This window comes from Pseudoflavonifractor sp. BSD2780061688st1 E11, assembly GCF_005844125.1.
In the GTDB taxonomy this organism is placed as follows: domain Bacteria; phylum Bacillota; class Clostridia; order Lachnospirales; family Lachnospiraceae; genus Sellimonas; species Sellimonas catena.
This window is the reverse complement of the sequence record NZ_SPHM01000002.1, coordinates 132,585-155,049: the sequence shown is the minus strand read 5'-3', so window position 1 is coordinate 155,049 and position 22,465 is coordinate 132,585. Positions and strand designations below refer to the sequence as shown.

General features: G+C 46.1%; 22 protein-coding genes and 1 other annotated feature. Of the genes, 17 read left to right on the top strand and 5 right to left on the bottom strand.

All coding sequences use genetic code 11. The annotated features are described in order from the left end of the window. Positions 1-71 precede the first annotated feature (71 nt). Positions 72-941, top strand: a complete 870-nt coding sequence (locus FGQ85_RS01660; protein WP_087252801.1) for a radical SAM protein — start codon at positions 72-74, stop codon at positions 939-941. Between the two features lie 35 nt (positions 942-976). On the opposite strand, the gene glgX is transcribed toward FGQ85_RS01660, so the two are convergent. Together glgX and FGQ85_RS01650 are read right to left on the bottom strand one after the other, a co-directional pair. Beyond that, positions 977-3,094 (bottom strand): glycogen debranching protein GlgX, encoded by a 2,118-nt coding sequence (glgX, locus tag FGQ85_RS01655; protein WP_347563032.1) that lies wholly within the window; start codon positions 3,092-3,094, stop codon positions 977-979. Between the two features lie 63 nt (positions 3,095-3,157). After that, positions 3,158-3,469, bottom strand: coding sequence for a hypothetical protein (locus FGQ85_RS01650; RefSeq protein WP_087168279.1), 312 nt, complete (start codon positions 3,467-3,469; stop codon positions 3,158-3,160). A 197-nt stretch (positions 3,470-3,666) separates the two neighbouring features. On the opposite strand from FGQ85_RS01650, the gene cls reads away from it, so the two are divergent. Both cls and FGQ85_RS01640 read left to right on the top strand, forming a co-directional pair. Continuing rightward, complete coding sequence (cls, locus tag FGQ85_RS01645) at positions 3,667-5,232, top strand: cardiolipin synthase (RefSeq protein ID WP_347563030.1); 1,566 nt, start codon at positions 3,667-3,669, stop codon at positions 5,230-5,232. 155 nt (positions 5,233-5,387) lie between these two features. After that, positions 5,388-6,662: an adenylosuccinate synthase gene (locus tag FGQ85_RS01640; protein WP_087168278.1), complete on the top strand. Its 1,275-nt coding sequence runs from the start codon at positions 5,388-5,390 to the stop codon at positions 6,660-6,662. A gap of 88 nt (positions 6,663-6,750) precedes the next feature. Here FGQ85_RS01640 and asnA read toward each other — a convergent pair whose 3' ends face one another. Further along, positions 6,751-7,761, bottom strand: coding sequence for an aspartate--ammonia ligase (gene asnA, locus FGQ85_RS01635; protein WP_087168277.1), 1,011 nt, complete (start codon positions 7,759-7,761; stop codon positions 6,751-6,753). Positions 7,762-8,009: 248 nt separating this feature from the next. On the opposite strand from asnA, the gene FGQ85_RS18255 reads away from it, so the two are divergent. Then, a complete protein-coding gene (locus tag FGQ85_RS18255; RefSeq protein ID WP_162610171.1) occupies positions 8,010-8,162 on the top strand; it encodes a hypothetical protein in 153 nt (50 codons plus the stop codon). Between the two features lie 145 nt (positions 8,163-8,307). Here FGQ85_RS18255 and FGQ85_RS01630 read toward each other — a convergent pair whose 3' ends face one another. Continuing rightward, on the bottom strand, positions 8,308-8,517 hold the full coding sequence (locus tag FGQ85_RS01630) for a hypothetical protein (RefSeq protein WP_087168276.1): 210 nt from the start codon (positions 8,515-8,517) through the stop codon (positions 8,308-8,310). 156 nt (positions 8,518-8,673) lie between these two features. On the opposite strand from FGQ85_RS01630, the gene FGQ85_RS01625 reads away from it, so the two are divergent. From FGQ85_RS01625 to metA, 7 genes are all read left to right on the top strand, one after another. Further along, a complete protein-coding gene (locus tag FGQ85_RS01625; protein ID WP_087168275.1) occupies positions 8,674-9,186 on the top strand; it encodes an SEC-C metal-binding domain-containing protein in 513 nt (170 codons plus the stop codon). Then, positions 9,186-9,917, top strand: coding sequence for a YdcF family protein (locus tag FGQ85_RS01620; protein WP_087252797.1), 732 nt, complete (start codon positions 9,186-9,188; stop codon positions 9,915-9,917). The genes FGQ85_RS01625 and FGQ85_RS01620 overlap by 1 nt, the downstream gene beginning before the upstream one ends. Positions 9,918-10,251: 334 nt before the next feature. Next, positions 10,252-11,109 (top strand): aldo/keto reductase, encoded by an 858-nt coding sequence (locus FGQ85_RS01615; protein ID WP_087252796.1) that lies wholly within the window; start codon positions 10,252-10,254, stop codon positions 11,107-11,109. Positions 11,110-11,134: 25 nt separating this feature from the next. Further along, a complete protein-coding gene (gene thrS, locus FGQ85_RS01610; RefSeq protein WP_087168272.1) occupies positions 11,135-13,060 on the top strand; it encodes a threonine--tRNA ligase in 1,926 nt (641 codons plus the stop codon). Positions 13,061-13,114: 54 nt separating this feature from the next. Continuing rightward, positions 13,115-13,429: a DUF1540 domain-containing protein gene (locus FGQ85_RS01605; protein ID WP_087168271.1), complete on the top strand. Its 315-nt coding sequence runs from the start codon at positions 13,115-13,117 to the stop codon at positions 13,427-13,429. 109 nt (positions 13,430-13,538) lie between these two features. Next, the gene (locus tag FGQ85_RS01600) at positions 13,539-14,897 is read left to right on the top strand and encodes an AI-2E family transporter (RefSeq protein WP_087168270.1); all 1,359 of its coding nucleotides are present in this window, start codon (positions 13,539-13,541) and stop codon (positions 14,895-14,897) included. Further along, entirely contained in the window at positions 14,875-15,795 is a 921-nt protein-coding gene (gene metA / locus FGQ85_RS01595) for a homoserine O-succinyltransferase (protein WP_138372471.1), read from the top strand. Before FGQ85_RS01600 ends, metA begins: the two co-directional genes overlap by 23 nt. A gap of 104 nt (positions 15,796-15,899) precedes the next feature. Here metA and aroE read toward each other — a convergent pair whose 3' ends face one another. Beyond that, the gene (gene aroE / locus FGQ85_RS01590) at positions 15,900-16,772 is read right to left on the bottom strand and encodes a shikimate dehydrogenase (RefSeq protein ID WP_138372470.1); all 873 of its coding nucleotides are present in this window, start codon (positions 16,770-16,772) and stop codon (positions 15,900-15,902) included. Between the two features lie 93 nt (positions 16,773-16,865). Between aroE and FGQ85_RS01585 the strand changes: the two genes are divergently transcribed. The 6 genes from FGQ85_RS01585 to glyA all read left to right on the top strand — a co-directional run bounded on the left by FGQ85_RS01585 (position 16,866) and on the right by glyA (position 22,434). Beyond that, positions 16,866-17,384 (top strand): shikimate kinase, encoded by a 519-nt coding sequence (locus FGQ85_RS01585; protein WP_138372469.1) that lies wholly within the window; start codon positions 16,866-16,868, stop codon positions 17,382-17,384. A 23-nt stretch (positions 17,385-17,407) separates the two neighbouring features. Next, positions 17,408-17,657 (top strand) — a binding site (T-box leader). A 151-nt stretch (positions 17,658-17,808) separates the two neighbouring features. Beyond that, positions 17,809-18,822: an ABC transporter substrate-binding protein gene (locus FGQ85_RS01575; RefSeq protein WP_138372468.1), complete on the top strand. Its 1,014-nt coding sequence runs from the start codon at positions 17,809-17,811 to the stop codon at positions 18,820-18,822. Positions 18,823-18,846: 24 nt separating this feature from the next. Next, the gene (locus tag FGQ85_RS01570; RefSeq protein WP_138372467.1) at positions 18,847-19,728 is read left to right on the top strand and encodes an ABC transporter permease; all 882 of its coding nucleotides are present in this window, start codon (positions 18,847-18,849) and stop codon (positions 19,726-19,728) included. Further along, a complete protein-coding gene (locus FGQ85_RS01565) occupies positions 19,721-20,494 on the top strand; it encodes an ATP-binding cassette domain-containing protein (RefSeq protein ID WP_087168263.1) in 774 nt (257 codons plus the stop codon). The genes FGQ85_RS01570 and FGQ85_RS01565 overlap by 8 nt, the downstream gene beginning before the upstream one ends. 173 nt (positions 20,495-20,667) lie before the next feature. Next, positions 20,668-21,171, top strand: coding sequence for a deoxyuridine 5'-triphosphate nucleotidohydrolase (locus FGQ85_RS01560; protein ID WP_087252792.1), 504 nt, complete (start codon positions 20,668-20,670; stop codon positions 21,169-21,171). Between the two features lie 21 nt (positions 21,172-21,192). After that, positions 21,193-22,434: a serine hydroxymethyltransferase gene (gene glyA, locus FGQ85_RS01555; protein ID WP_138372493.1), complete on the top strand. Its 1,242-nt coding sequence runs from the start codon at positions 21,193-21,195 to the stop codon at positions 22,432-22,434. Positions 22,435-22,465: the final 31 nt, after the last annotated feature.

Genomic DNA, 22,465 nt, shown 5'->3' with positions numbered 1-22,465 from the left:
TTCTTAAAGATTTCTCCGCCTTTCTGCCTGTTACGGTGTATAATAAAGGCAGGAAAGGTGCAGGTGATGGTATGAATTACGAAGGACAGATTTGCAGGGGACCGATGGAACGTTCCTCTTTTATGCTTCCTGTGGAAGTGGGGTGCGCGTATAACGGCTGTAAATTCTGCACCCTGTTCAAGCATCTGAAATACAGGGAGCTCCCAATGGAACAGATCGAAGAAGAATTAAAACGGGTCAGTACGGTGGGCGGAAATCCCAGGACCGTATTTCTGGGAGATGGAAATGCATTCGGACTTTCAACGGAAAAACTTTTGGCGATTATTGAAAGGATACATGTTCATTTTCCGGGATGCGAGGGGATTCACATGGATGCGACTGTGACCGATATCAGCCGGAAAAGCGATGAGGATCTGCGAAGGCTCTATGAAGCGGGAGTCCGGCATCTATATCTTGGTATTGAGAGCGGACTGGATGATGTCCTTGCTTTTATGAATAAGGATCATACATTAGAGCAGGCATACCGGCAGATTGACCGGATGAGAGAAGCCGGGCTGATTTACGATGCACATTTTATGACCGGTATAGCCGGAAAGGGCAGAGGTATAGAAAATGCGGAGTATACCGCAGAGTTTTTTAACCGGACCAGGCCGTCCAGAATGATTAATTTTTCCATGTTTCTTCATGAACGGGCAGCATTGTACGAAGAAATTCAAAAAGGTACATTCCGGCCTGCGGATGAGCTGGAAAATCTGATCGAAGAGAGAAGACTTCTGGAGCTTCTTAAGCCTTGGGGGCAGGAAGTGCTTTACGACGGATTTCATGACATGATTGAGTTCCGGGTCAGAGGAAAACTCCCGAAAGATAAGGAAAGTATGCTTGCAAGGCTTGACGAAAGAATTGCCGTAGAAAAGCCGGGACTTACAGCCTTTGTGAAATAAGAGAAAAGAAAAATGAAGGAGTGTCTGATTAGAAATCAGACACTCCGTTTTTTGACAACAAAGAGAATGACGGAACGTTCACCTAAAAGGACGGTATGGTCTGCCGGAGGCATTTCTGTATCCTGAAAGATCGTCCGGGACGGATCACCGGTATTGACGGCAATGTGCCAGTTCCATTCAAAAGGAAGATCAGGCAGAAAAAGGGTAACGGGTTCCCAATGTGTATTGATGGCAAGGTAGATGGTATCCTGAATCTGCTGTTCCTTGTCAAAACCGGAAAACAGCACACAGAGAACGTGCGATTCCAGGTCAGATACAGGTTCCCATGGATGGATACCGTGAAAACTCATCGACGGGAAAGAAAATCTTCCGGCAGGAAGATCTGTACGGATGGCAGGATGTCTCTTACGGAATGCAATCATATACTTGACGAAGGAAAACAGATTCTGGTTTTTCTCAATCAGCGACCAGTCCAGCCAGGAAACCGGATTATCCTGACAGTACGGGTTGTTATTCCCGTACCGGGTGTCTCCGAATTCGTCTCCCGAAAGAAACATCGGGGTTCCGCGGCTGCATAAGAGTACGGCAAATGCGTTCTCCATCATGCGTAGACGAAGGGAAAGAACATCCGGATCATCCGTTTCCCCCTCGACCCCGCAGTTCCAGCTGTAATTATCGTTGGTGCCGTCCGCATTGCTCCACCCGTTTCCCTCATTGTGCTTCGTGTTATAGGAATACAGGTCATTCAGGCAGAAGCCGTCATGGCAGGTCAGGAAATTGACGGAAGCATTGCTTCCGCGCCCTTCCGGAGGATAAAGGTCCGGTGATCCCATAATTCTCTGCGCTGCGGCATGAAGCATGAAAGTATCTCCCTTTAGAAACCGCCGCATATCATCCCGGTATTTACCGTTCCATTCTGCCCAGCGGTTCCAGGATGGAAAGGAACCGACCTGATAAAGTCCTCCTGCATCCCACGCCTCGGCAATCAGCTTGACATTGCCGAGGATGGAGTCGAAAGCAAGTGACTGCAGAAGGGGAGGCTGGTTCATAGGGGATCCGTTCTCGTTCCTTCCAAGGATAGAAGCAAGATCGAAACGGAAGCCGTCCACCCGGTATTCTGTTACCCAGTATCTGAGGCAGTTCATAATCAGATTTTGCACGACCGGATGATTGCAGTTCAGCGTATTTCCACATCCGCTGAAATTATAATAATGTCCGTCCGGGGTCAGCATATAATAAATCTGATTGTCGAATCCTTTGAAAGAAATATAAGGACCGCGCTCGTCACCTTCGGCTGTGTGATTAAATACCACGTCAAAGATCACCTCGATGCCGTTTGCGTGACATGCACGGATCAGCTGCTTCAACTCGGTCCCTTCCCGGTTATATTCGGAGGTAGAGGCATAACTTGTATTTGGAGCAAAAAAGCTGACCGGATTATAGCCCCAGTAATCCAGAAGCTGATTTTCGTCGAGGAGACGGCAGTCCCGCATTTCATCGAACTCAAATACCGGCATAAGCTCAATGGTAGTCACACCAAGCTCAAGAAGGTAGGGAATCTTCTCGATCAATCCGGCAAAAGTGCCGGGATGTGTGACGCCGGAAGAAGAATCTTTTGTAAATCCCCGGACATGGAGCTCATAGATGATCGTGTCCGACATGGAAATCATCGGTTGTTTATGATCGCCCCAGTCAAAATTGCTTCTGACAACACGGGCACGATATCCATGTTTCTGGTCGTTTTTACATCCCCAGCGGCTCTGCCCGGTGACAGCTTTTGCGTAAGGATCAAGAAGAATTCTTGTCTTGTCAAAACAAAGTCCTTTTTCCGGTTCGTACGGGCCGTCCAGCCGGTAGGCGTATTCAAACTCTTCGATGTCAAGCCCAAATACGATCATGGAGTAGACAAAACCGATCCGGTAGGTTTCCGGAAATTTCAGAACTGCAAAGGGTTCTTCAGCCTCCCGGTGATAGAGAAGCAACTCACAGGAGGTAGCAGCCTGTGATTGAATCGTAAAGTTGACACCTCCGGGAATAACGGTGGTTCCAGGAGAAAGAAAAAACCCGGGACGTACCTGAAATCCGGAAATGACATCCAGTGGTTTTAGATGGCTGCTGGGAACAAGAGTTAAATCGGAGCAGGTCAAAATAATATACCTCCTTTCAAAAAGAAAGAGCTGCTCTGTCTTGCAGAGCAGCATTGATTTCCATGGATATTATGCTTCCGTGTTGTCTTTTTCGTCTTCTTCAGACTCTTCATCGTCGGACGCGGCTTCTTCAGAAGAGGCCTCTTCTTCAGATGATTCCTCCTGCTCTTCTTCAGAAGAACCGTTGTTCAGAGGTACATATTCGCGTCCGGATGTATCGCTTAAATCATCATCCAGATCGAAGTCAAGATCTTCAAAATCATCAGCAAATTCGTCTTCCAGCTCTTCATTATCTTTTTTATTCTTCATATAAAGAATGCCGGCCGCTGCTGCACCGATCGCCGCGAGTCCGACGATACCTTTTGTCCATTTTTTCGCCATAAAGGGCAACTCCTTTCTGTTCAATCATATACTATCCTTATTGTAATACTTTTTGAGTGAAAAAGAAAGAAAAGATTCATAATTTTATATTTTCTTAATAGAAGTTTAGAATAGTTAATGAATGATTGAATCGTTTGGAGTTGAGGTGTAAAATGAAATGTGTTAGAATAAACCGTATTTAGTAAGGAACCGAGGTATTGAATTTGGAATCAAGCAAAAAGCGAAAAGTACAAAAGAAACTCTTCAGTGTGATCTACGGCAGAACTGCTGTCATTCTTCTTCTGATTCTGATCCAGATTCTTGTCATGGTTTTTGGTATTTATTTTCTGACGGATAGCTGGACCTATTTATATGGAGTCTTCAGTATTATCGGTACGATTGCGGTGATTTATATCATTAATTCGGAAGATAATCCGGCGTTTAAGCTGACATGGGCCCTGTGTATCATGGCTCTTCCGATTTTCGGAACGTTTTTCTACATCTATGTCAAATGCGAAATCGGTACGCGGTATATTGGAAAGAGGCTTGAAACCCTCCGGCAAGAGACCGAAGAGTACATGTGTCAGGATATGGAGATCATTGATGCCATGAAGGAGAGTAAACTGGCGAATAAGAATCTGTCCTTTTATCTTGGAAAACATATGGGATTCCCGACTTATGGCAACACCAGGCTGGAATATTACCCTCTTGGAGAGGACAAGTTTGATGCGCTTAAAAGAGAGCTGAGAAAGGCGGAGCATTTCATTTTTATGGAATACTTTATCGTGGAAGGCGGAGAAATGTGGGATGAAGTCCGTCACATTCTGGAAGAAAAAGTTGCCGAAGGCGTGGAAGTCCGGTTTATGTATGACGGTATGTGCAGTATTTCCAAGCTTCCGTCAGATTATCCGTGGTATCTTAGAAGAAGAGGAATCCGGTGTAAGGTATTCAATCCGATCAATCCGATTGTATCCACAATTCAGAATAACCGTGATCACCGAAAGATCTGTGTGATTGACGGCAAGGTAGGATTTACAGGCGGGGTTAATCTGGCGGATGAATATATTAACAGGAGAGAGCGTTTCGGACACTGGAAGGATACGGCGATCATGCTGGAAGGAGATGCCGTACAGAGTCTTACGATCATGTTTCTTCAGATGTGGAATATCGATGAGAAGAAGAGTGATGCCTACGAAAAGTATTTGTATCCTTCCCGTAAACCGTTTGATCCGAAAGACGGATACGTTCTTCCGTACGGGGATACCCCGTACGACAATGAGACTGTCGGTGAGGAAGTATACTTCCATATCCTGAATCATGCAAAAGAGTATGTCCACATTATGACACCGTATCTGATTCTGGATAATGAAATGATAAAAACGCTCGCCCGTGTGGCAAAAAGCGGGATGGAAGTGATCATCATCATGCCGCACATTCCGGATAAGCCGTATGCGTTTGCGGTGGCGAAGACATATTATAAAGAACTGATTGAAGCAGGGGTCCGGATTTATGAGTATACTCCGGGATTTGTTCACGCCAAGATCTTCGTATCTGATGATGACACCGCGACAGTAGGAACAATTAATCTGGATTACAGAAGTCTGTATCTTCATTTTGAAGATGGAGTCTTTATTTATAACAATCCGGTTGTCGCGGATATTGAGAGGGACTTTCAGGAGACATTGAAGAAGTGTCACTTTGTGACGATGAAAGAGGTTCAGGAGCGAAGTGTTAAGGAAAAAATCGAAGGACAGGTGCTGAGGCTGTTTGCACCTCTGATGTAGACCTGGATATGTCCCGGAAAGCATCCTGCCGGGCGGAAAGGCTGCGAAATCTTTGGAAAACTTCCGAAAAACGGAAAATCAAATGTACATTTGCCTAAAAATATAGTATAATGCTTAGGTGGTTAAAAAACGATTCACATACAGGAGGATATGTTATGGTAAAAGCAGTAGTAGGTGCTAACTGGGGAGATGAGGGGAAAGGTAAGATTACGGATATGCTCGCAAAGCAGGCCGATATCATCGTCCGCTTTCAGGGAGGAGCAAATGCCGGTCATACGATTATCAACGACTATGGAAAGTTTGCACTTCATACACTACCATCCGGTGTGTTCTATAATCATACAACAAGTGTAATCGGAAACGGAGTTGCACTGGACGTTCCGGTTTTAATAAATGAAATTCAGTCTATCGTGGACAGAAATGTGCCGGCTCCGAAGATCAAAGTGTCAAACCGTGCACAGATGGTAATGTCTTACCACAAGCTCTTTGACCAGTATGAAGAGGAGCGTCTTGGAAAGAAATCTTTCGGATCTACCAAGTCCGGAATCGCCCCGTTCTATTCAGACAAGTATGCAAAGATCGGCTTCCAGGTAAGCGAACTGTTTGATGAAGAACTGTTAAAGGAAAAGGTTGTGCGTGTTGCAGAGCAGAAAAATGTTCTTCTGGAGCACTTATATCATAAACCGCTGATTCAGCCGGACGAGCTGTTCGAAGAGCTGATGGGTTACAAGGAGATGATCGAGCCGTATGTCTGCGATGTATCTTTATTCCTTCACGAAGCATTAAAAGAAGGAAAAGAGATCCTTCTGGAAGGACAGCTTGGAACATTAAAAGATCCTGACCACGGAATCTATCCGATGGTTACATCTTCTTCCACTCTGGCTGCATACGGTGCAATCGGCGCAGGAATTCCGCCATATGAGATCAACAAGATCGTGACAGTATGTAAGGCATATTCCAGTGCGGTAGGAGCAGGTGCGTTTGTCAGCGAGATCTTCGGAGAAGAGGCAGACGAGCTGAGACGCCGCGGTGGTGACGGCGGAGAGTACGGCGCAACGACAGGCCGTCCGAGAAGAATGGGATGGTTTGATGTGGTTGCATCCAAATACGGATGCCGTATGCAGGGAACAACTGATGTGGCGTTCACAGTACTGGATGTACTTGGCTACCTGGATGAAATTCCGGTATGCGTTGCTTACGATATCGACGGAGAAATCACAACAGAGTTCCCGCCGACTTACCTTCTGGAGAAGGCAAAACCGGTGATCGAAAAGCTTCCGGGATGGAAATGCGATATCCGCGGCATCAGGAAATACGAAGATCTTCCGGAAAACTGCCGGAAATACATCGAGTTCGTAGAAGAGAAGATCGGTTACCCGATCACACTTGTTTCCAACGGACCGGGACGTGAGGATATCATTTACAGATAAAGAAAAACAAGAAAGAGCGGCTGCATGATGATTCATCATGCAGCCGTTTTGGATGTCCGGAATAAGTGGTTCAGAGCGGTTTTGAAATCTATAAAAGCGGAATTCCGTTTACCGCAGCTTCTTCAACCACTTCGTTCGGCCAGATGGAAGACTGAACTTCACCGATATGAGCCTTGCGCAGGTAGAACATACAGATACGGGACTGTCCGATCCCTCCTCCAACTGTATACGGGAGTTCCCCGCCGAGGAGAGATTTCTGGAAATCCAGTTCGGCACGTTCCTCGCAGCCGGCAAGAGCAAGCTGGCGTTTCAGCGCAGCTTCATCGACACGGATTCCCATGGAGGAAAGCTCGAGAGCTGTATCAAGAACAGGGTAGTAGACGATAATATCGCCGTTTAATTCCCAGTCATCGTAGTCAGGAGCACGTCCGTCATGGCGTTCGCCGGACGCTAATGTTTTTCCGATCTGTTTGATGAAGATGGCTTTTTTCTGTTTCGCATAGCGGTATTCCCGCTCCTTCGGCGTACATTCAGGATAGAGATCTTCCAGCTCCTGGGAAGTGATAAATGTAATGTCATCCGGCAGAATTTCTCCGATGTAGTTATAGCGCCGTGCCATAAAGTGTTCGGTTTCCTTCAGTGCCGCATAGACTTTCCGTACCGTGTATTCCAGCGTTTCATCATTACGCTCTTCTCTGGAGATCACCTTTTCCCAGTCCCACTGATCCACATAGATGGAATGAAGATTGTCGGTATCCTCATCTCTGCGGATCGCACTCATATCTGTATAGAGACCTTCTCCGGAGTGAAAACCATAACGCTTCAGCGCATAGCGTTTCCACTTCGCGAGAGAGTGTACAATCTCCACCTCTTTATCATTCTGCTCTTTTATTCCAAAAGAAACCGGGCGTTCCACACCGTTCAGGTTGTCATTCAGTCCGGATTCCGGACGAACAAAAAGAGGGGCAGATACACGTGTCAGATGAAGGTTCTTTGCAAGAGACCTTTCAAAGTGATCTTTCACCTCTTTGATGGCAACTTCCGTTTCACGGATGGAAAGCGGCGGGCGGTAGCCCTCTGGTATCATTAAGTTTTCCATGTTCGAGTCCTCCTTTAAAAATTATTACTAGTGTAAAATAAAACTTTTATACTGTCAAGAGATAAAGTGATAACAGATAAGAGCGGTTTTGTTTATTTTTTTAAGAAAGAAGTTAGATAAATTTTAGAACAGTGCCACAAAACAGACACATTTCGATGGTAAAGTGAAAGATGTAAAGGGGGAGTCATAAAGTTTTTTTCCGTTTCATATAATAGTGATACCGGGAAACAGAAAAAGGAGGTTTTTATATGCAGCAGAGTAGTATACCGGGACGCATGGAAGCAATTTCAATGGAAGAATACTTAAACAGAAGAAAAGAGATGAAAGAAAAAGAAAAAAGAAGCCAGAGAGAAGACGCAGGGGTGGATTTCAACCCGATTCTTTTTTTCAGTCTGGCATGAAATAAAATAGAATAACGCCCGGCCGGAAGTCAGGTCCCGGGCAGATAATAAAACAGTGTGTCCATGGAGAAAATGATTTGCTCCGGGCACACTGTTTTATTCTACAGGAAAATGTTTGCTGAAATCTGATATTCTGGTAAAGAGATTACATATCTTCATCGTTTCGGTGAAGAAGACGGTAAAACAAAGTGTAGGCATAAAGCAGAACAGGAACGAAAATTGTACAGGCGATGGATGCTTTTAACAATCCCAGGGATGCGGAATGATCAATCAATGCAAAAATGAGTGTACTGGCATACATGGTGATCAGAAGAATGATTCCAAGGACAGCCAGAATTCGTTTTGTCTTTTTCATGGTTAAACCTCCTGATGGATTATTTTCATGACAATTATATAAAAGATACGTTAAAAAAGCAATGGAAGAGGGCAGGGTGGTTTTTCTTGCAATATAAAATATCCTGTTATATAATGAAGTCTGCGAAGATTATTTTAAATCAAAGGAGAATTTGATATGAGTACGTTATTGGAACAGTGGAGAGAGACTGCGTATTCCAGAGAGATGACAAAGCAGCAGCTTGAGACTTTCTGGGGCGCATATTTTCAGACTGAAAAAGAAATTTACGAAAAATTACTTTCCAACCCGGATGAGAAAGTGAAAGGCACAGTGAAAGAACTGGCCGAAAAATATGGTGTGGAAGTTATGACAATGGTAGGATTCCTTGACGGAATCAACGAAAGCCTTATAAACGAGAATCCGATCGAGACCATGGAAGAAGATACAGAGGTCAATCTGATCTATGATAAAGAAAAACTTTACAAAAACATGGTAGATGCGAAGGCTGAGTGGCTTTACCAGCTTCCACAGTGGAACATCCTGCTTTCCGAAGAACAGCAGAAAGAGCTGTATAAGGAAGCGAAAAAGATGCATACTTTTGTAAGAGAAGGAAAGAAGATCGGAAGAAACGACCCGTGTCCGTGCGGAAGCGGCAAGAAGTACAAACATTGCTGCGGCAAAAATAAATAATGTCTTTTGTGACAGGAATGTTCTGTCTTCTTTATTATCTGGCTGTATGCCGGTATGTCGGAAGATGGAATTCAACCTTTTCCCGCTTCTGGCTTCTTTGCGGTGTGCTTTGCATCGGGTATGGATTGTTGCAGGAGAGACTTCCGTGGCAGGCTGAACGGGCGGCACTTGTGCTTTGGACACTGCTTTGGACGGCAGTGGCGGCTGTCTGGATCCGGATGCTGTTTTTTGGCAGGCAGAAAGAAGCGAAAGACCTGGAGTATCTGATTGTTCTTGGGGCAAAGGTAGACCGTACCCGGATCACAAGCTCGCTAAAGCTCCGGCTTGACAGGGCATACACTTATGCAGTCAGACACAGGGCTGTGAAAATTGTGGTTTCCGGAGGGCAGGGAAGAGGCGAGGATATCCCGGAAGCAGAGGCCATGAAAGAGTATCTGGCCGAAAGAGGGATCGAAAGAGAGCGGATTTTTCCGGAGGACCGGTCTTCCACAACGGAGGAAAATCTAAGGTTTACGGCGCGGCTCATTCCGGAGATCAGGGAAAAGAAAGCCGGCGTGGTGACGAACAGCTTCCACATTTACCGGGCATGGCTTCTTGGAAAGAGGGAAGGGTACCAAAGACTTTTCCCTGTTCCGGCAAAGTCAGAGCCGGTTCTTTATCTGAATTATATGGTGCGCGAAGCACTGGCTGTGCTGCTTTTGTCTGTAAAAGGATGGAGAAACAGGCATTGACAAATAAAATCGGAATGATTATAATTACTCTATATTTGAGAAACGAAAACGTGGTGACGAGACGAGTAGGGTGTGAAACCGGATCCAGAGAGAGAGGCCATTGGCTGGAAGCCTTTTATCACGGACCATCTGAAGACTACCTCTGAGCGGCGGCAAAACCGTCCGGTTTAATACCGTTATCATTATCAGCAAGAGATGTCTTTCATCTTTCGGGGTGGACGGCATAAGCGGGGTGGAACCGCGGGTGAGAACTCGTCCCCTGCAGCGATAGCTGCAGGGGACTTTTTATTTCACAGGGATCTGATTTTACAGTTAAGAAAAGGAGGAACTTGAAATGAACAGTATTAAAGAATGCAGGACGTTGAACAATGGTGTACAGATTCCGTGTCTGGGATTCGGCACTTACAAGGCAGCGGAAGGAAGTACATCAAAGATTATCAAAACAGCTGTCCGGTGCGGATACCGGTATCTGGATACAGCCTCCTTTTATCAGACAGAGACCTATGTGGGAGAGGCTGTGAAAGAAAGCAAAATTCCAAGGGAAGAGTTTTTCCTTGTCTCCAAGGTCTGGAAAGATGAGATGGGATATGATAATACTCTGCGGGCTTTTGAGCAGACATTAAAAAATCTTCAGACAGACTATCTGGATCTGTATCTGATCCACTGGCCGAAGCCATCGCCGGACTGTGAGAACTGGAAGAAACTGGATATAGAAACATGGAAAGCACTGGAGAAGCTCTATCACGAGAAGCGGGTACGCGCTATCGGTGTCAGCAATTTCCTTCCGCACCACATTGAGAATCTTCTGGAATCCTGTGAGGTTGTACCTGCGGTTGACCAGCTGGAGTTTCATCCGGGATATACTCAGGAAGCGGCAGTGCGCTACTGCCAGGAACATGATATTCTTGTACAGGCATGGAGCCCGCTTGGAAGAAGGCGGGTGATGGATGATGAACTGATCCGTGCTCTTGCAGAAAGGCACCATGTGACCCAGGCACAGATCTGCCTGCGGTATGCCTTCCAGAAAGGAATCATTCCAATTCCGAAGGCATCGAGTGAGGAACGGATGAAGAATAATCAGGATATTTTCGGTTTTGAGTTGACGAAAACAGAAATGCAAAAGCTCGATACCATGCCTCCGGTCGGATGGTCAGGTGAACATCCGGACCGTGAGAGGGTTTCCATAGAATAAACAGAATAGAAAGGGGAAGAACAAGATGAAAATTACATTAAAAGACGGGTCTGTGAGAGAGTACGACAAGAGCATGTCTGTATTCGAGATTGCATCCGATATCAGCGAAGGCCTTGCAAGAGTGGCAATGGCAGGAGAAGTCAATGGGGAAGTGGTGGATTTGAGAACGGTGCTTTCCGATGACTGCGAACTCAGCATCCTGACATTCCAGGACGAAGGAGGAAAGGAAACATTCCGGCATACTTCCTCCCATATTCTGGCACAGGCGGTAAAACGTCTGTATCCGGAGACAAAACTTGCCATTGGACCGGCAATTGCTGATGGATTTTACTATGATCTGGACAGAGAGACTCCGTTTACAACAGAGGATCTGGAAAAGATCGAAAAAGAGATGAAAAAGATTGTAAAAGAGGCGCTGCCGATTGAAAGCTTTACACTTCCAAGAGAAGAAGCCATCGCTCTGATGAAAGAAAAAGAGGAGCCGTACAAGGTGGAACTGATCGAGGATCTTCCGGAAGATTCTATTATCAGTTTCTACAAACAGGGAGAGTTTACGGATCTTTGTGCAGGACCGCACCTGATGAATACAAAAGCGGTAAAAGCATTCAAGCTGACAAGTCTTGCAGGTGCCTACTGGAGAGGCAATGAGAAGAACAAGATGCTGACAAGAATCTATGGTACTTCCTTTACAAAAAAAGCAGATCTGGATGAGTATCTGACAATGATGGAAGAAGCGAAGAAAAGAGACCACAGAAAGCTTGGAAAAGAACTGGGGCTGTTCATGCTCAGAGAAGAAGGCCCGGGATTCCCGTTCTTCCTTCCGAAAGGAATGGCGCTGAAAAACGCGCTTCTGGAGTACTGGAGAGAGATCCATACAAAGAACGGCTATGTGGAGATTTCCACTCCGATCATGCTCAGCCGTCATCTCTGGGAGACAAGCGGACACTGGGATCATTACAAAGAAAATATGTATACAACAGTAATCGACGATCAGGATTTTGCCGTGAAGCCGATGAACTGCCCGGGCGGCATCCTCGTTTATGAGTCAGAACCGCGTTCCTACCGTGACCTTCCGCTTCGTATGGGAGAACTTGGTATTGTACACCGCCACGAGAAATCCGGACAGATGCACGGACTGATGAGAGTGCGCTGCTTCACACAGGACGATGCCCATATCTTTATGACACCGGAACAGGTGAAAGATGAGATCAAGGGTGTTGCGCTTCTGATTGACGAAGTATACAAGCTGTTTGGCTTCAAATATCATGTAGAACTTTCTACAAGACCGGAAGACAGCATGGGAAGCGATGAAGACTGGAATCTGGCTACAGAAGCGCTCAGAGAAGCACTGGATGCACTGGGAATGGACTATGTAGTCAATGAGGGTGACGGTGCTTTTTACGGACCGAAGATCGACTTCCATCTGGAAGACTCCATCGGACGTACATGGCAGTGCGGAACAATCCAGCTTGACTTCCAGCTTCCGCTGCGTTTCAATCTGGAATATACAGGGGCAGACGGAGAGAAACATCGTCCGATCATGATCCACCGTGTAGCATTCGGCTCCATCGAGCGGTTTATCGGAATTCTGATTGAACACTTTGCAGGGGCATTCCCGACCTGGCTTGCTCCGGTACAGGTGAAAGTGCTTCCGATTTCCGACAAACATCTGGAATACGGAGAGAAAGTATTCGAGGCATTAAAAGAGGCAGGAATCCGCGCCGAGATTGACACAAGAGCAGAGAAAATCGGCTACAAGATCCGTGAGGCTCAGATGCAGAAGATCCCGTATATGCTGGTAGTAGGAGCAAAAGAGGAAGAAGAGAGCCTTGTTTCCGTAAGAAGCAGATTTGCAGGAGATGAAGGACAGAAAGCTCTTGAAGACTTCCTGTGCGATATCAAAAAGGAAATCTCTGGAAGAGTGAGAAGAGAAATCGAAACAAAGGAATAGATTATCTGAAAGCTGGACATACTACCTCCTGAGAAATAGAAGGAGGATGAAAAGATGCCAGAATTAAAATGTACGGTGCAGAATTGTATGCACAATCAGAACTATTATTGTAATCTTGACAGTATTCGCGTAGGAGGCGATCAGGCAAAAAATGCATCCGACACATGCTGTGACAGCTTTGAGGAGAGAAAATCCGGAACATTTACAAATGCGTCCATGGAGGCTTCTCCTCTCAGCACGATTGACTGTAAGGCTCAGGAATGCTGTTACAATGAAAACTGCAAATGTAATGCAGGGAAGATCAGTGTAGAAGGTGGCGGGGCATGCAGCTGCGAAGAGACAGAGTGCGCAACTTTCCAGTGTCGGTAAGAAAGAAGTAAGAGAGCAGACGGAATGATTTCCGTCTGTTCTTTTGTTGACGCGTTTCAAAGCTTTCGCTATAATAAATTTATATGTGTTTCAACCGGGAGGGAAGAATTTGAAGCGAAAAGATACCAGTCATTCGGGAATCGGAAACAAAAAGGAAAAAGAGCCGGATAAACTGCCTGCTTTTGGAAGAAAAGGCCCGTCCAGAATTCGCCAGTCCTTTGGGAGAGGTCTGACATTTTTCCTTGTAATCGCGGCATGTATCGTTCTTTATTTTGCGTTTCTCAGGGTAGACACGATCTTCGGCGTGATCCGGACGATCATGGGAATTCTGAAGCCGATTATTTACGGATTTGCCATCGCCTATCTGCTGAATCCAATTGTAAAAGCAGTAGACAGATACCTTTGCCCGCTGCTGGAGAAGAAGCTGAAAAAGAAGAGGACGGCAGACAGACTTTCCAGAGGAATTGGAATCTGCCTGGCTCTGCTTGTTTTATTCGCAATTATTATTACTCTGTTGAATATGTTGATTCCTGAACTCATAACAAGCGTTCACAATTTAATGGAGACATTGCCGGGGCAGTTGAACGCAGTGATGGACTCTTTTGATCATATTCAAAAAGAACAGTCGCCGGTCGGTGCGATAGTGGAAAATATTTTGAATCATGCGTCGGAGAATATTCAGAATTGGATTCAAACGGATCTGCTCAGACAAATGAATGTGCTGATGACCAATATAACGACAGGTGCTATTAATGTATTAAGCGAAGTGTTTAATTTTCTTGTCGGATGTATTGTTTCTGTCTACATGCTGTTCGGAAAGGAAACTTTTGCGGCACAGATTAAAAAAATGCTGTATGCGGGCATGCAGGTAGAGCGCGCCAATATGGTGCTGCATATTACAAGAAAAAGCAATGAAATTTTTGGCGGATTTATTATCGGAAAAATCATTGACTCCGCCATTATCGGCGTACTTTGTTTTATCGGGATCACCATTCTGGACATGCCGTACATCCTGCTTGTCAGCGTGATCGTCGGAGTGACCAACGTGATTCCGTTCTTCGGACCTTATATTGGTGCTATTCCAAGTACGATCCTGATTGCCCTTGCAGATCCGCTTAAGGGACTTTATTTTCTGATCTTTATCATTGCCCTACAGCAGCTGGACGGCAATGTGATCGGACCGAAGATTCTTGGAAATTCCACAGGACTATCCGCGTTCTGGGTGGTGTTTTCCATTCTGCTCGGAGGCGGACTGTTCGGATTTATCGGAATGATCATCGGGGTTCCGACGTTTGCTGTGATTTACTATATCGTGAAGATGGTAGTGGAAGAGAAACTGAAGAAGAAAAAACTGCCTCCGGACACGGAACACTACGGAGATGTAGAGTATCTGGAAGAAGATGGAGAATTTACATATTTAGAAGAAACAAAGGAGAGAAGAGAAGATGCCGATTCGAGTACAAAATGATCTTCCAGCAAAAGAAATACTGGAGTGCGAAAATATTTTTGTGATGGATGAGCACCGTGCGGTGCACCAGGATATCCGTCCCCTGAAAATAGGACTGCTGAATCTGATGCCGCTCAAAGAGGATACGGAGCTTCAGCTTCTGCGTTCGTTTTCCAATACCCCGCTTCAGGTGGATGTGACCTTTGTGATGGTGTCCAATCATCAGTCCAAGAACACATCAGCAAACCATCTGAATAAATTCTATGTCCGGTTTCAGGACGTAAAAGATCAGAAGTTTGACGGATTTATCATCACGGGGGCTCCAATCGAGCAGATGCCGTTTGAGGAAGTAGACTACTGGGATGAGATGAAGGAGATCATGGAATGGACAAAAACCAATGTCACCTCCACGATTCATCTGTGCTGGGGAGCCCAGGCAGCTTATTATTATCATTTTGGAATTGACAAATACCCGCTTGATAAGAAGCTGTTCGGCGTATTCCGCCACCGCGTCATGAACAGAAGAATCCCTCTGGTCAGAGGATTTGACGATGTGTTTTACGCGCCGCATTCCCGCCACACCCAGGTGGATCCGGAGAAGATCAAGGCGTGCGAGGATCTGATGGTGCTTGCAGAGTCTGAAGAAGCGGGAATCTTCCTTGCCATGACCAAAGATGGAAAACAGATTTTTGTCATGGGACATCCGGAATACGACCGGATGACACTGGATCAGGAATATAAGAGAGATAAGTCAAAAGGACTTCCGATTGAACTTCCGGTCAACTATTACCCGGATGACAATCCGGAGAACCGGCCGCTCCTTACATGGAGATCCAATGCCAATAACCTGTATACGAACTGGCTGAACTATTACGTATATCAGGTGACACCGTACGATATGGTAGGAACACCGTTTTAGAACCGGGTTCTGATAAAGAAAATGTTGAAAAAGTAAATGGGTAATAAAAAAGAGCAGATTCCATGCAAAATGTCTGGATCTGCTCTTTTCACATTCTGGAAGTGTCAGAGTGTTTCCACGCCCCATGCTTTTTTTACATCCTCAATCGGAAGTTCTTCCCCGGTATACAGGCGGAATGCTGCCGCGCCCTGATAGAGGAGCATGCCAAGGCCGTTGCAGCATGGCAGTCTTTTTTCTTTGGCGTACCGAAGCAGCGTTGTCTCTTCCGGAGAGTAGATAATATCCATGACAAAGAGACCTTCATTCAGAAACTCAGGTCCGGGAATCGGACAGGCATCTGTATTCGGTTCCATGCCGATGCTGGTGGCATTGATCAGGATGTCGGCACGGGAAAGTTCCTGCTTTAAGACAGCAGGATCCCCGATGTCCAGAAGTGAGATCCTGCAACCGGTTTCTTTCCGGATTTTCTCAAGAAACGCTTCGGATTTCCAGAAGCTTGACTTTCGGACAAAAACAGAAATTTCTGAAACGCCGTCCAGTGCCGCCTGTGTGATAATGGCAGTGCCGGCACCTCCGGCACCGAGGATGACAAGATGCTTTCCTGAAACAGAAACGCCCGCCTCGGAAAGAGCCAGCATAGCGCCGCTTCCATCGGTGTTATAACCGGTCAAATGCCCGTCGTCGTTCACAATGGTATTGACTGCGCCGCAGAGACGTGCCTCTGTGGAGATTTCGTCCAGATACTGCATGACAGCAGTCTTGTTCGGCATGGAAACATTTGCTCCGCGCATCCGAAGGGTACGCATGGACTGAACAGCATCCGGAAGTGTTGTCTGGTCGATCTGAAATGCAAGATACACGTAATCCAGTCCCAGTTTCTCAAAAGCCGTGTTGTACATCAATGGGGATCTGGAATGGGACGCCGGATCGGCAAAGAAGCCTAAGAGTCCGGTGTGTCCGCTGATTTGTAATGACATAGGGATTCCCTCTTTCTATCTGGTATTGATTATGGTAAGATTATAAAGAATGAGAAAAAGAAAGTCAATCTATCACGGAAGGCGGAAAACAGGATGAAGCACATATTTTTAACCGGATTTATGGGGACAGGCAAGACAACGATTTCAGGAAGTCTGAAAGAACTCCTGCATATGGATGTGATCGATATGGATCAGGCAATCGAAGACATGGAACAGATGCCGATTCCGGAGATCTTTGCACAGATGGGAGAGACCTATTTCCGGCAGTGCGAAACCGGGTTCCTGAGAAATCTGAAAGAAAGAGAAGGATCCATTATCTCCTGCGGCGGCGGTGTGCCTCTGAGGGACGAGAATGTGGAGGCCATGAAAGCGTGCGGCATTGTAGTCCTTTTGACCGCCAGTCCTGAGACGATCTATGAAAGAGTAAAGGACAGCCATGACAGGCCGCTTCTGGAACAGAACAAAACTCCGGAATATATCCGGGAACTGCTGGATAAAAGAGAGCCGTATTATCAGAGGGCGGCGGATCTGGAAGTTTCCACAGACGGAAAGAGTGCAGGGCAGATCGCAGAAGAAATAAAAAAATTTCTTGACAGCAGTAAAGCAGTGTGATAAAGTATACCCAAGATTTATATTTTAAACCGATGAGAAAGAGGAGTAGATCATCAGGCGAAATCACAGAGAGCGGCAGATGGTGGAACTGCTGTATGGAGCAGATGATTGAATGGACTTTCGAGGGCAGCCTGAAAGCCGCATGGCAAGTATGGTTTGTCGGGAACCGAACCCGTTATCAATCAGGAGTGTATGTTAGTACATGAGAAAGTGGGCATCAGATGCCAATTTGAGTGGTACCGCGATAATAAGATGATTATTACCGTCTCAAGCAGAAGCTTGGGGCGGATTTTTATTTGAAGAAAAGATTTACAGACTTCTTTGAAGGGTTCCACTTCCTTTCTTACTGACAAGGGCCGGATGTTTGGCATACAACATCCGGAAGAATCATCATATTTTATGTAGTAGAAAAGGAGAAAACAATATGAAAAAGAAAATGGTAACCGTATTAGTAAGTGCAGTAATGGCAATGGGACTTCTGGCAGGATGTGGAAGCGGTGATGGAAGCAGCTCGGGAGATGCGGAATATACAATTGGTATTTCCCAGTTTGCGGAGCATGGATCTCTGGATAACTGCAGAGAAGGCTTTATAGAAGGACTGAAAGAAGAAGGTATTGAAGAAGGAAAGAATCTGAAAATTGAATATAAAAACGCGGCAGCGGATCAGGGAACGACAAAACAGATCAGCGATGCATTTGTATCCGACAAAGTAGATCTGATCTGCGGAATTGCGACACCAAGTGCTCAGGCATCATTTAACTCTGCGTTGAATGCAGACATTCCTGTGATTTATACAGCTGTGACAGATCCGGTAGCTGCAAAGCTGGCTGATGAGGATGGTACTCCGGTTGGAGAAGTGACAGGAACAAGTGACGAGCTTCCGATTAAGGAGCAGCTGGAAATGATCCGTCAGATTCTTCCGGACGCGAAAAAGATCGGAATTCTCTATACAACAAGTGAAGCAAATTCCGTATCTGCGCTGGAAACATACAAAGAGCTGGCAGGAGATTATGACTTTGAGATTGTAGAAAAAGGCGTGACCCAGACAGCGGATATCTCTCTTGCAACTGAGGAGCTTTTAAGCGAAGTGGACTGTCTGACAAACTTGACGGACAATACTGTCGTCAATTCCCTTGCGACGATTCTTGACAAGGCGAACGCACAGAACATACCGGTATTTGGAAGTGAAATTGAGCAGGTAAAACTTGGATGTGTAGCAGCAGAGGGACTGGATTATATCGAACTTGGAAAGCAGACCGGAAAGATGGCGGCGCAGGTATTAAAGGGAGAAAAGAAAGCGTCCGAAATGAATTACGAGACAATTTCAGAACCTGGACTTTATGTCAATACAAAAGCAGCGGAAAATCTTGGAATTACGTTGGATGAAAGCCTGGTAAGCCAGGCGGTGGAAAGTTTCGATGAAATTTCCGCATCATAAAGGAAGAAAACGGGAGGCAGACAGATGAACCTTATTGTAACAACAGTAGAGCAGGGCCTGATTTACGGGATCCTGGCACTTGGAGTCTATATCACTTACAAGATTCTGGATTTTCCGGATCTGACCGTGGACGGCAGTTTCCCTCTGGGTTCTGCCGTGACGGCGGCTTTAATTGTCAAAGGAGTCAATCCGTATCTGACTCTGGTGATTTCCTTTGGGGTAGGAGTACTGGCAGGAGTCTGTACGGGATTGATTCATGTAAAATTCAAGGTCCGGGATCTGCTGTCCGGAATTATCATGATGACCGCGCTCTGGACGATCAATCTTCGACTTGCCGGAACAGCAAACGTGCCGATTTTTGGAGAAAAGAGTATTTTTGATAACGAGTTGATGGATGGAATTTTTACGGGATCTCTTTCTTCTTACAAAGTGTGTGTGATTTCCCTGGTGATTGCGTTGATTGCCAAAATCATTCTTGATCTGTATATGAAGACAAAATCGGGATTTCTGCTCCGGGCGGTGGGCGATAACGCAAATCTTGTGACGTCCCTTGCCAAGGATCAGGGAAATGTCAAGATCCTCGGTCTTGCTATTGCGAATGGACTTGTATGTCTCTCGGGCAGTATTTTCTGTCAGGAACAAAGAGTGTTTGAGATTTCCAGCGGTACCGGTGCGATTGTTATCGGGCTTGCAAGCGTGATTATTGGAACCAGCCTGTTCAAGAGCCTGACGTTTATGAAAGCAACCACGGCGGTTCTGATTGGTTCCGTCATCTATAAGGCCTGTGTTGCGGCAGCGCTGAAGTTCTTTGAACCGCAGGATATGAAGCTGATCACGGCAGTATTGTTCCTGATCATACTGATCATCGGAATGGAAAGAAAGAAGAAGGTAAAAGGAAATGCTTGAATTAAGAGGAATTACGAAATATTATAATCCGGGCACTATCAATGAAATGTGTCTGTTTCAGGATTTCAACCTGACTGTCCGGGAAGGAGAGTTTGTCTCTGTTGTAGGAAGCAACGGGTCCGGAAAGACTTCCATGCTGAATATTCTCTGCGGAAGTATCCCGGTGGAGTCGGGGCAGATCCTGATGGACGGTGAAGATATCACAAAAATGAAAGAATATAAAAGGAACCGTAGAATCGGAAGAGTGTATCAGAACACTGCCATGGGAACCTGCCCGTCCATGACGATTCTGGAAAACATGTCTCTTGCGGACAATAAAGGAAAGTTTTATGGACTTGGAAGAGGGATCAACAAAGGACGGAAAGAGCATTACAGGGAACTGCTCCGGCAGCTCAACCTGGGACTGGAAGATAAGATGGACGTCAAAGTCGGAAGCCTTTCCGGCGGCCAGCGCCAGGCCATGGCTCTTCTGATGTCCACGATGACCCCGATAGATTTTCTGATTCTGGATGAGCATACGGCGGCGCTGGATCCGAAGACGGCGGAGACCATTATGGAACTGACCGATAAGATTGTAAAAGAAAAGCAGCTTACGACCATCATGGTCACACATAATCTCCGGTATGCGGTAGAATACGGCAACAGGATGCTGATGATGCATCAGGGACGCTGTATTCTTGACAGATCAGGGAAAGAAAAAGAGGAGACAACAGTCGATACGATTCTGGAACTCTTTAATGAGATCAGTATTGAATGTGGAAATTAGAATAAACCAGGAAAAAGGATCAGAAGCAGAAGATTTGTTTTTGATCTTTTTTTTATTGTAGAATATTCAAAGGGGCACCCGGAATTCAGAATTGAATTTGACTTTCTGCGTTCAGAATAGTATGATGAAATTAATGCAAAACTTGTAAAATAAGGCAGAAAAAGGAGAACACGATGAAAAGAATCGCGAAATTTCAGAAAGTAAGTAAAGAACAGTTCCTGGAGGGGACAGAGGGGATTCTGACCGCAGAGGAGGCAGAGAAGGTGTATGAAGAGATCAGGCTTCCGAGAAGGGCAACAAAAGGCTCTGCGGGATATGACTTCTTCGCCCCGTATCCGGTCACGCTTGCACCGGGAGAGACGGTGAAAATCCCGACCGGCATCCGTGTCTGGATGGAGGAGGAATGGGTGCTGAAATGTTATCCGAGAAGCGGCCTTGGGTTCAAGTACCGCCTTCAGCTCAACAATACGGTCGGTATCATTGACAGTGATTATTACTACTCAGACAATGAAGGGCATATTTTCGCAAAACTGACCAATGATACCAATGAGGGAAAAACTGTGGAGCTGAAAGCAGGAGAAGGATTTATGCAGGGAATCTTTGTGGAATATGGCATCACCCTCGATGACGATGCTGACGGCATCAGAAATGGAGGTTTGGGCAGTACAACAAAATAAGAAGGAGGATGTGTAATGAATCTGGTACAGGAAGTCATGGATTATATCAGTCAGTATGATCCGGAAGTGGGAAAGGGACTGGAAGCGGAGCTGGCACGTCAGAGGAGAAATCTGGAGCTGATTGCGTCGGAGAATATTGTAAGTCCGGCGGTCATGCTTGCGATGGGAACAGTGCCGACCAATAAGTACGCGGAAGGATATCCGGGAAGACGCTATTATGGCGGATGCGAACATGTAGACGAGATTGAGACACTGGCAATCGAACGGGCCAGGAAGCTGTTTGGGGCGGAACATGCCTGTGTACAGCCTCATTCCGGTGCACAGGCCAATATGGCGGTTTATCAGGCATTTATTCAGCCGGGGGATACGGTGATGGGGATGAACCTGAATCATGGCGGGCATCTGACCCATGGTTCTCCGGTCAACCAGTCCGGAAAGCTTTATCATTTTGTACCATACAATGTCGGTGAGGATGGTTTTCTTGATTACGATGAGATCCGCAAAATTGCAAAAGAATGTAAACCGAAGATGATTGTAGCAGGTGCGTCCGCCTATCCAAGAGAGATTCGTTTTGATCTGTTTGCGGACATTGCAAAAGAAGTGGGCGCATACTTCTTTGTCGATATGGCGCATATTGCAGGGCTTGTTGCAGCGGGACTTCACCAGAGCCCGGTTCCATATGCGGATGTGGTGTCCACCACGACTCATAAGACATTAAGAGGCCCGAGGGGAGGTCTGATCCTCTGCAAGGAAGAATATGCAAAGCAGGTGGACAAGGCTGTATTCCCGGGCACACAGGGCGGACCTCTGGAACATGTGATTGCGGCAAAGGCCATCTGCTTTGGTGAGGCGCTGAAGCCGGAGTTCAGGAACTATCAGGAACAGATCGTGAAGAATGCCCATGCTCTTGCGGAGGCCATGCTGGAAGAGGGATTTGACCTCGTAAGCGGCGGCACGGACAATCATCTGATGCTGGTGGATTTAAGAAAGATGAATCTGACCGGAAAAGAGATGCAGAACCGGCTGGATGAAGTGTATATTACAGTCAATAAGAACGGAATTCCGAACGACCCTCAGAAACCGGGCATCACAAGCGGTATCCGGATCGGTACGCCGGCAGTGACAACACGGGGATTGAAAGAACCGGAGATGAAAGAGATCGCAGGGCTGATTCGTCTTGCAGCAGTTGATTTTGAAAAGAACGCGGATCAGATCCGCAGGGCGGTGACCGACATCTGCGGCAGATATCCGATCTATCAATAACAGATGAATCCGCAAATCATATCAGGCGGAC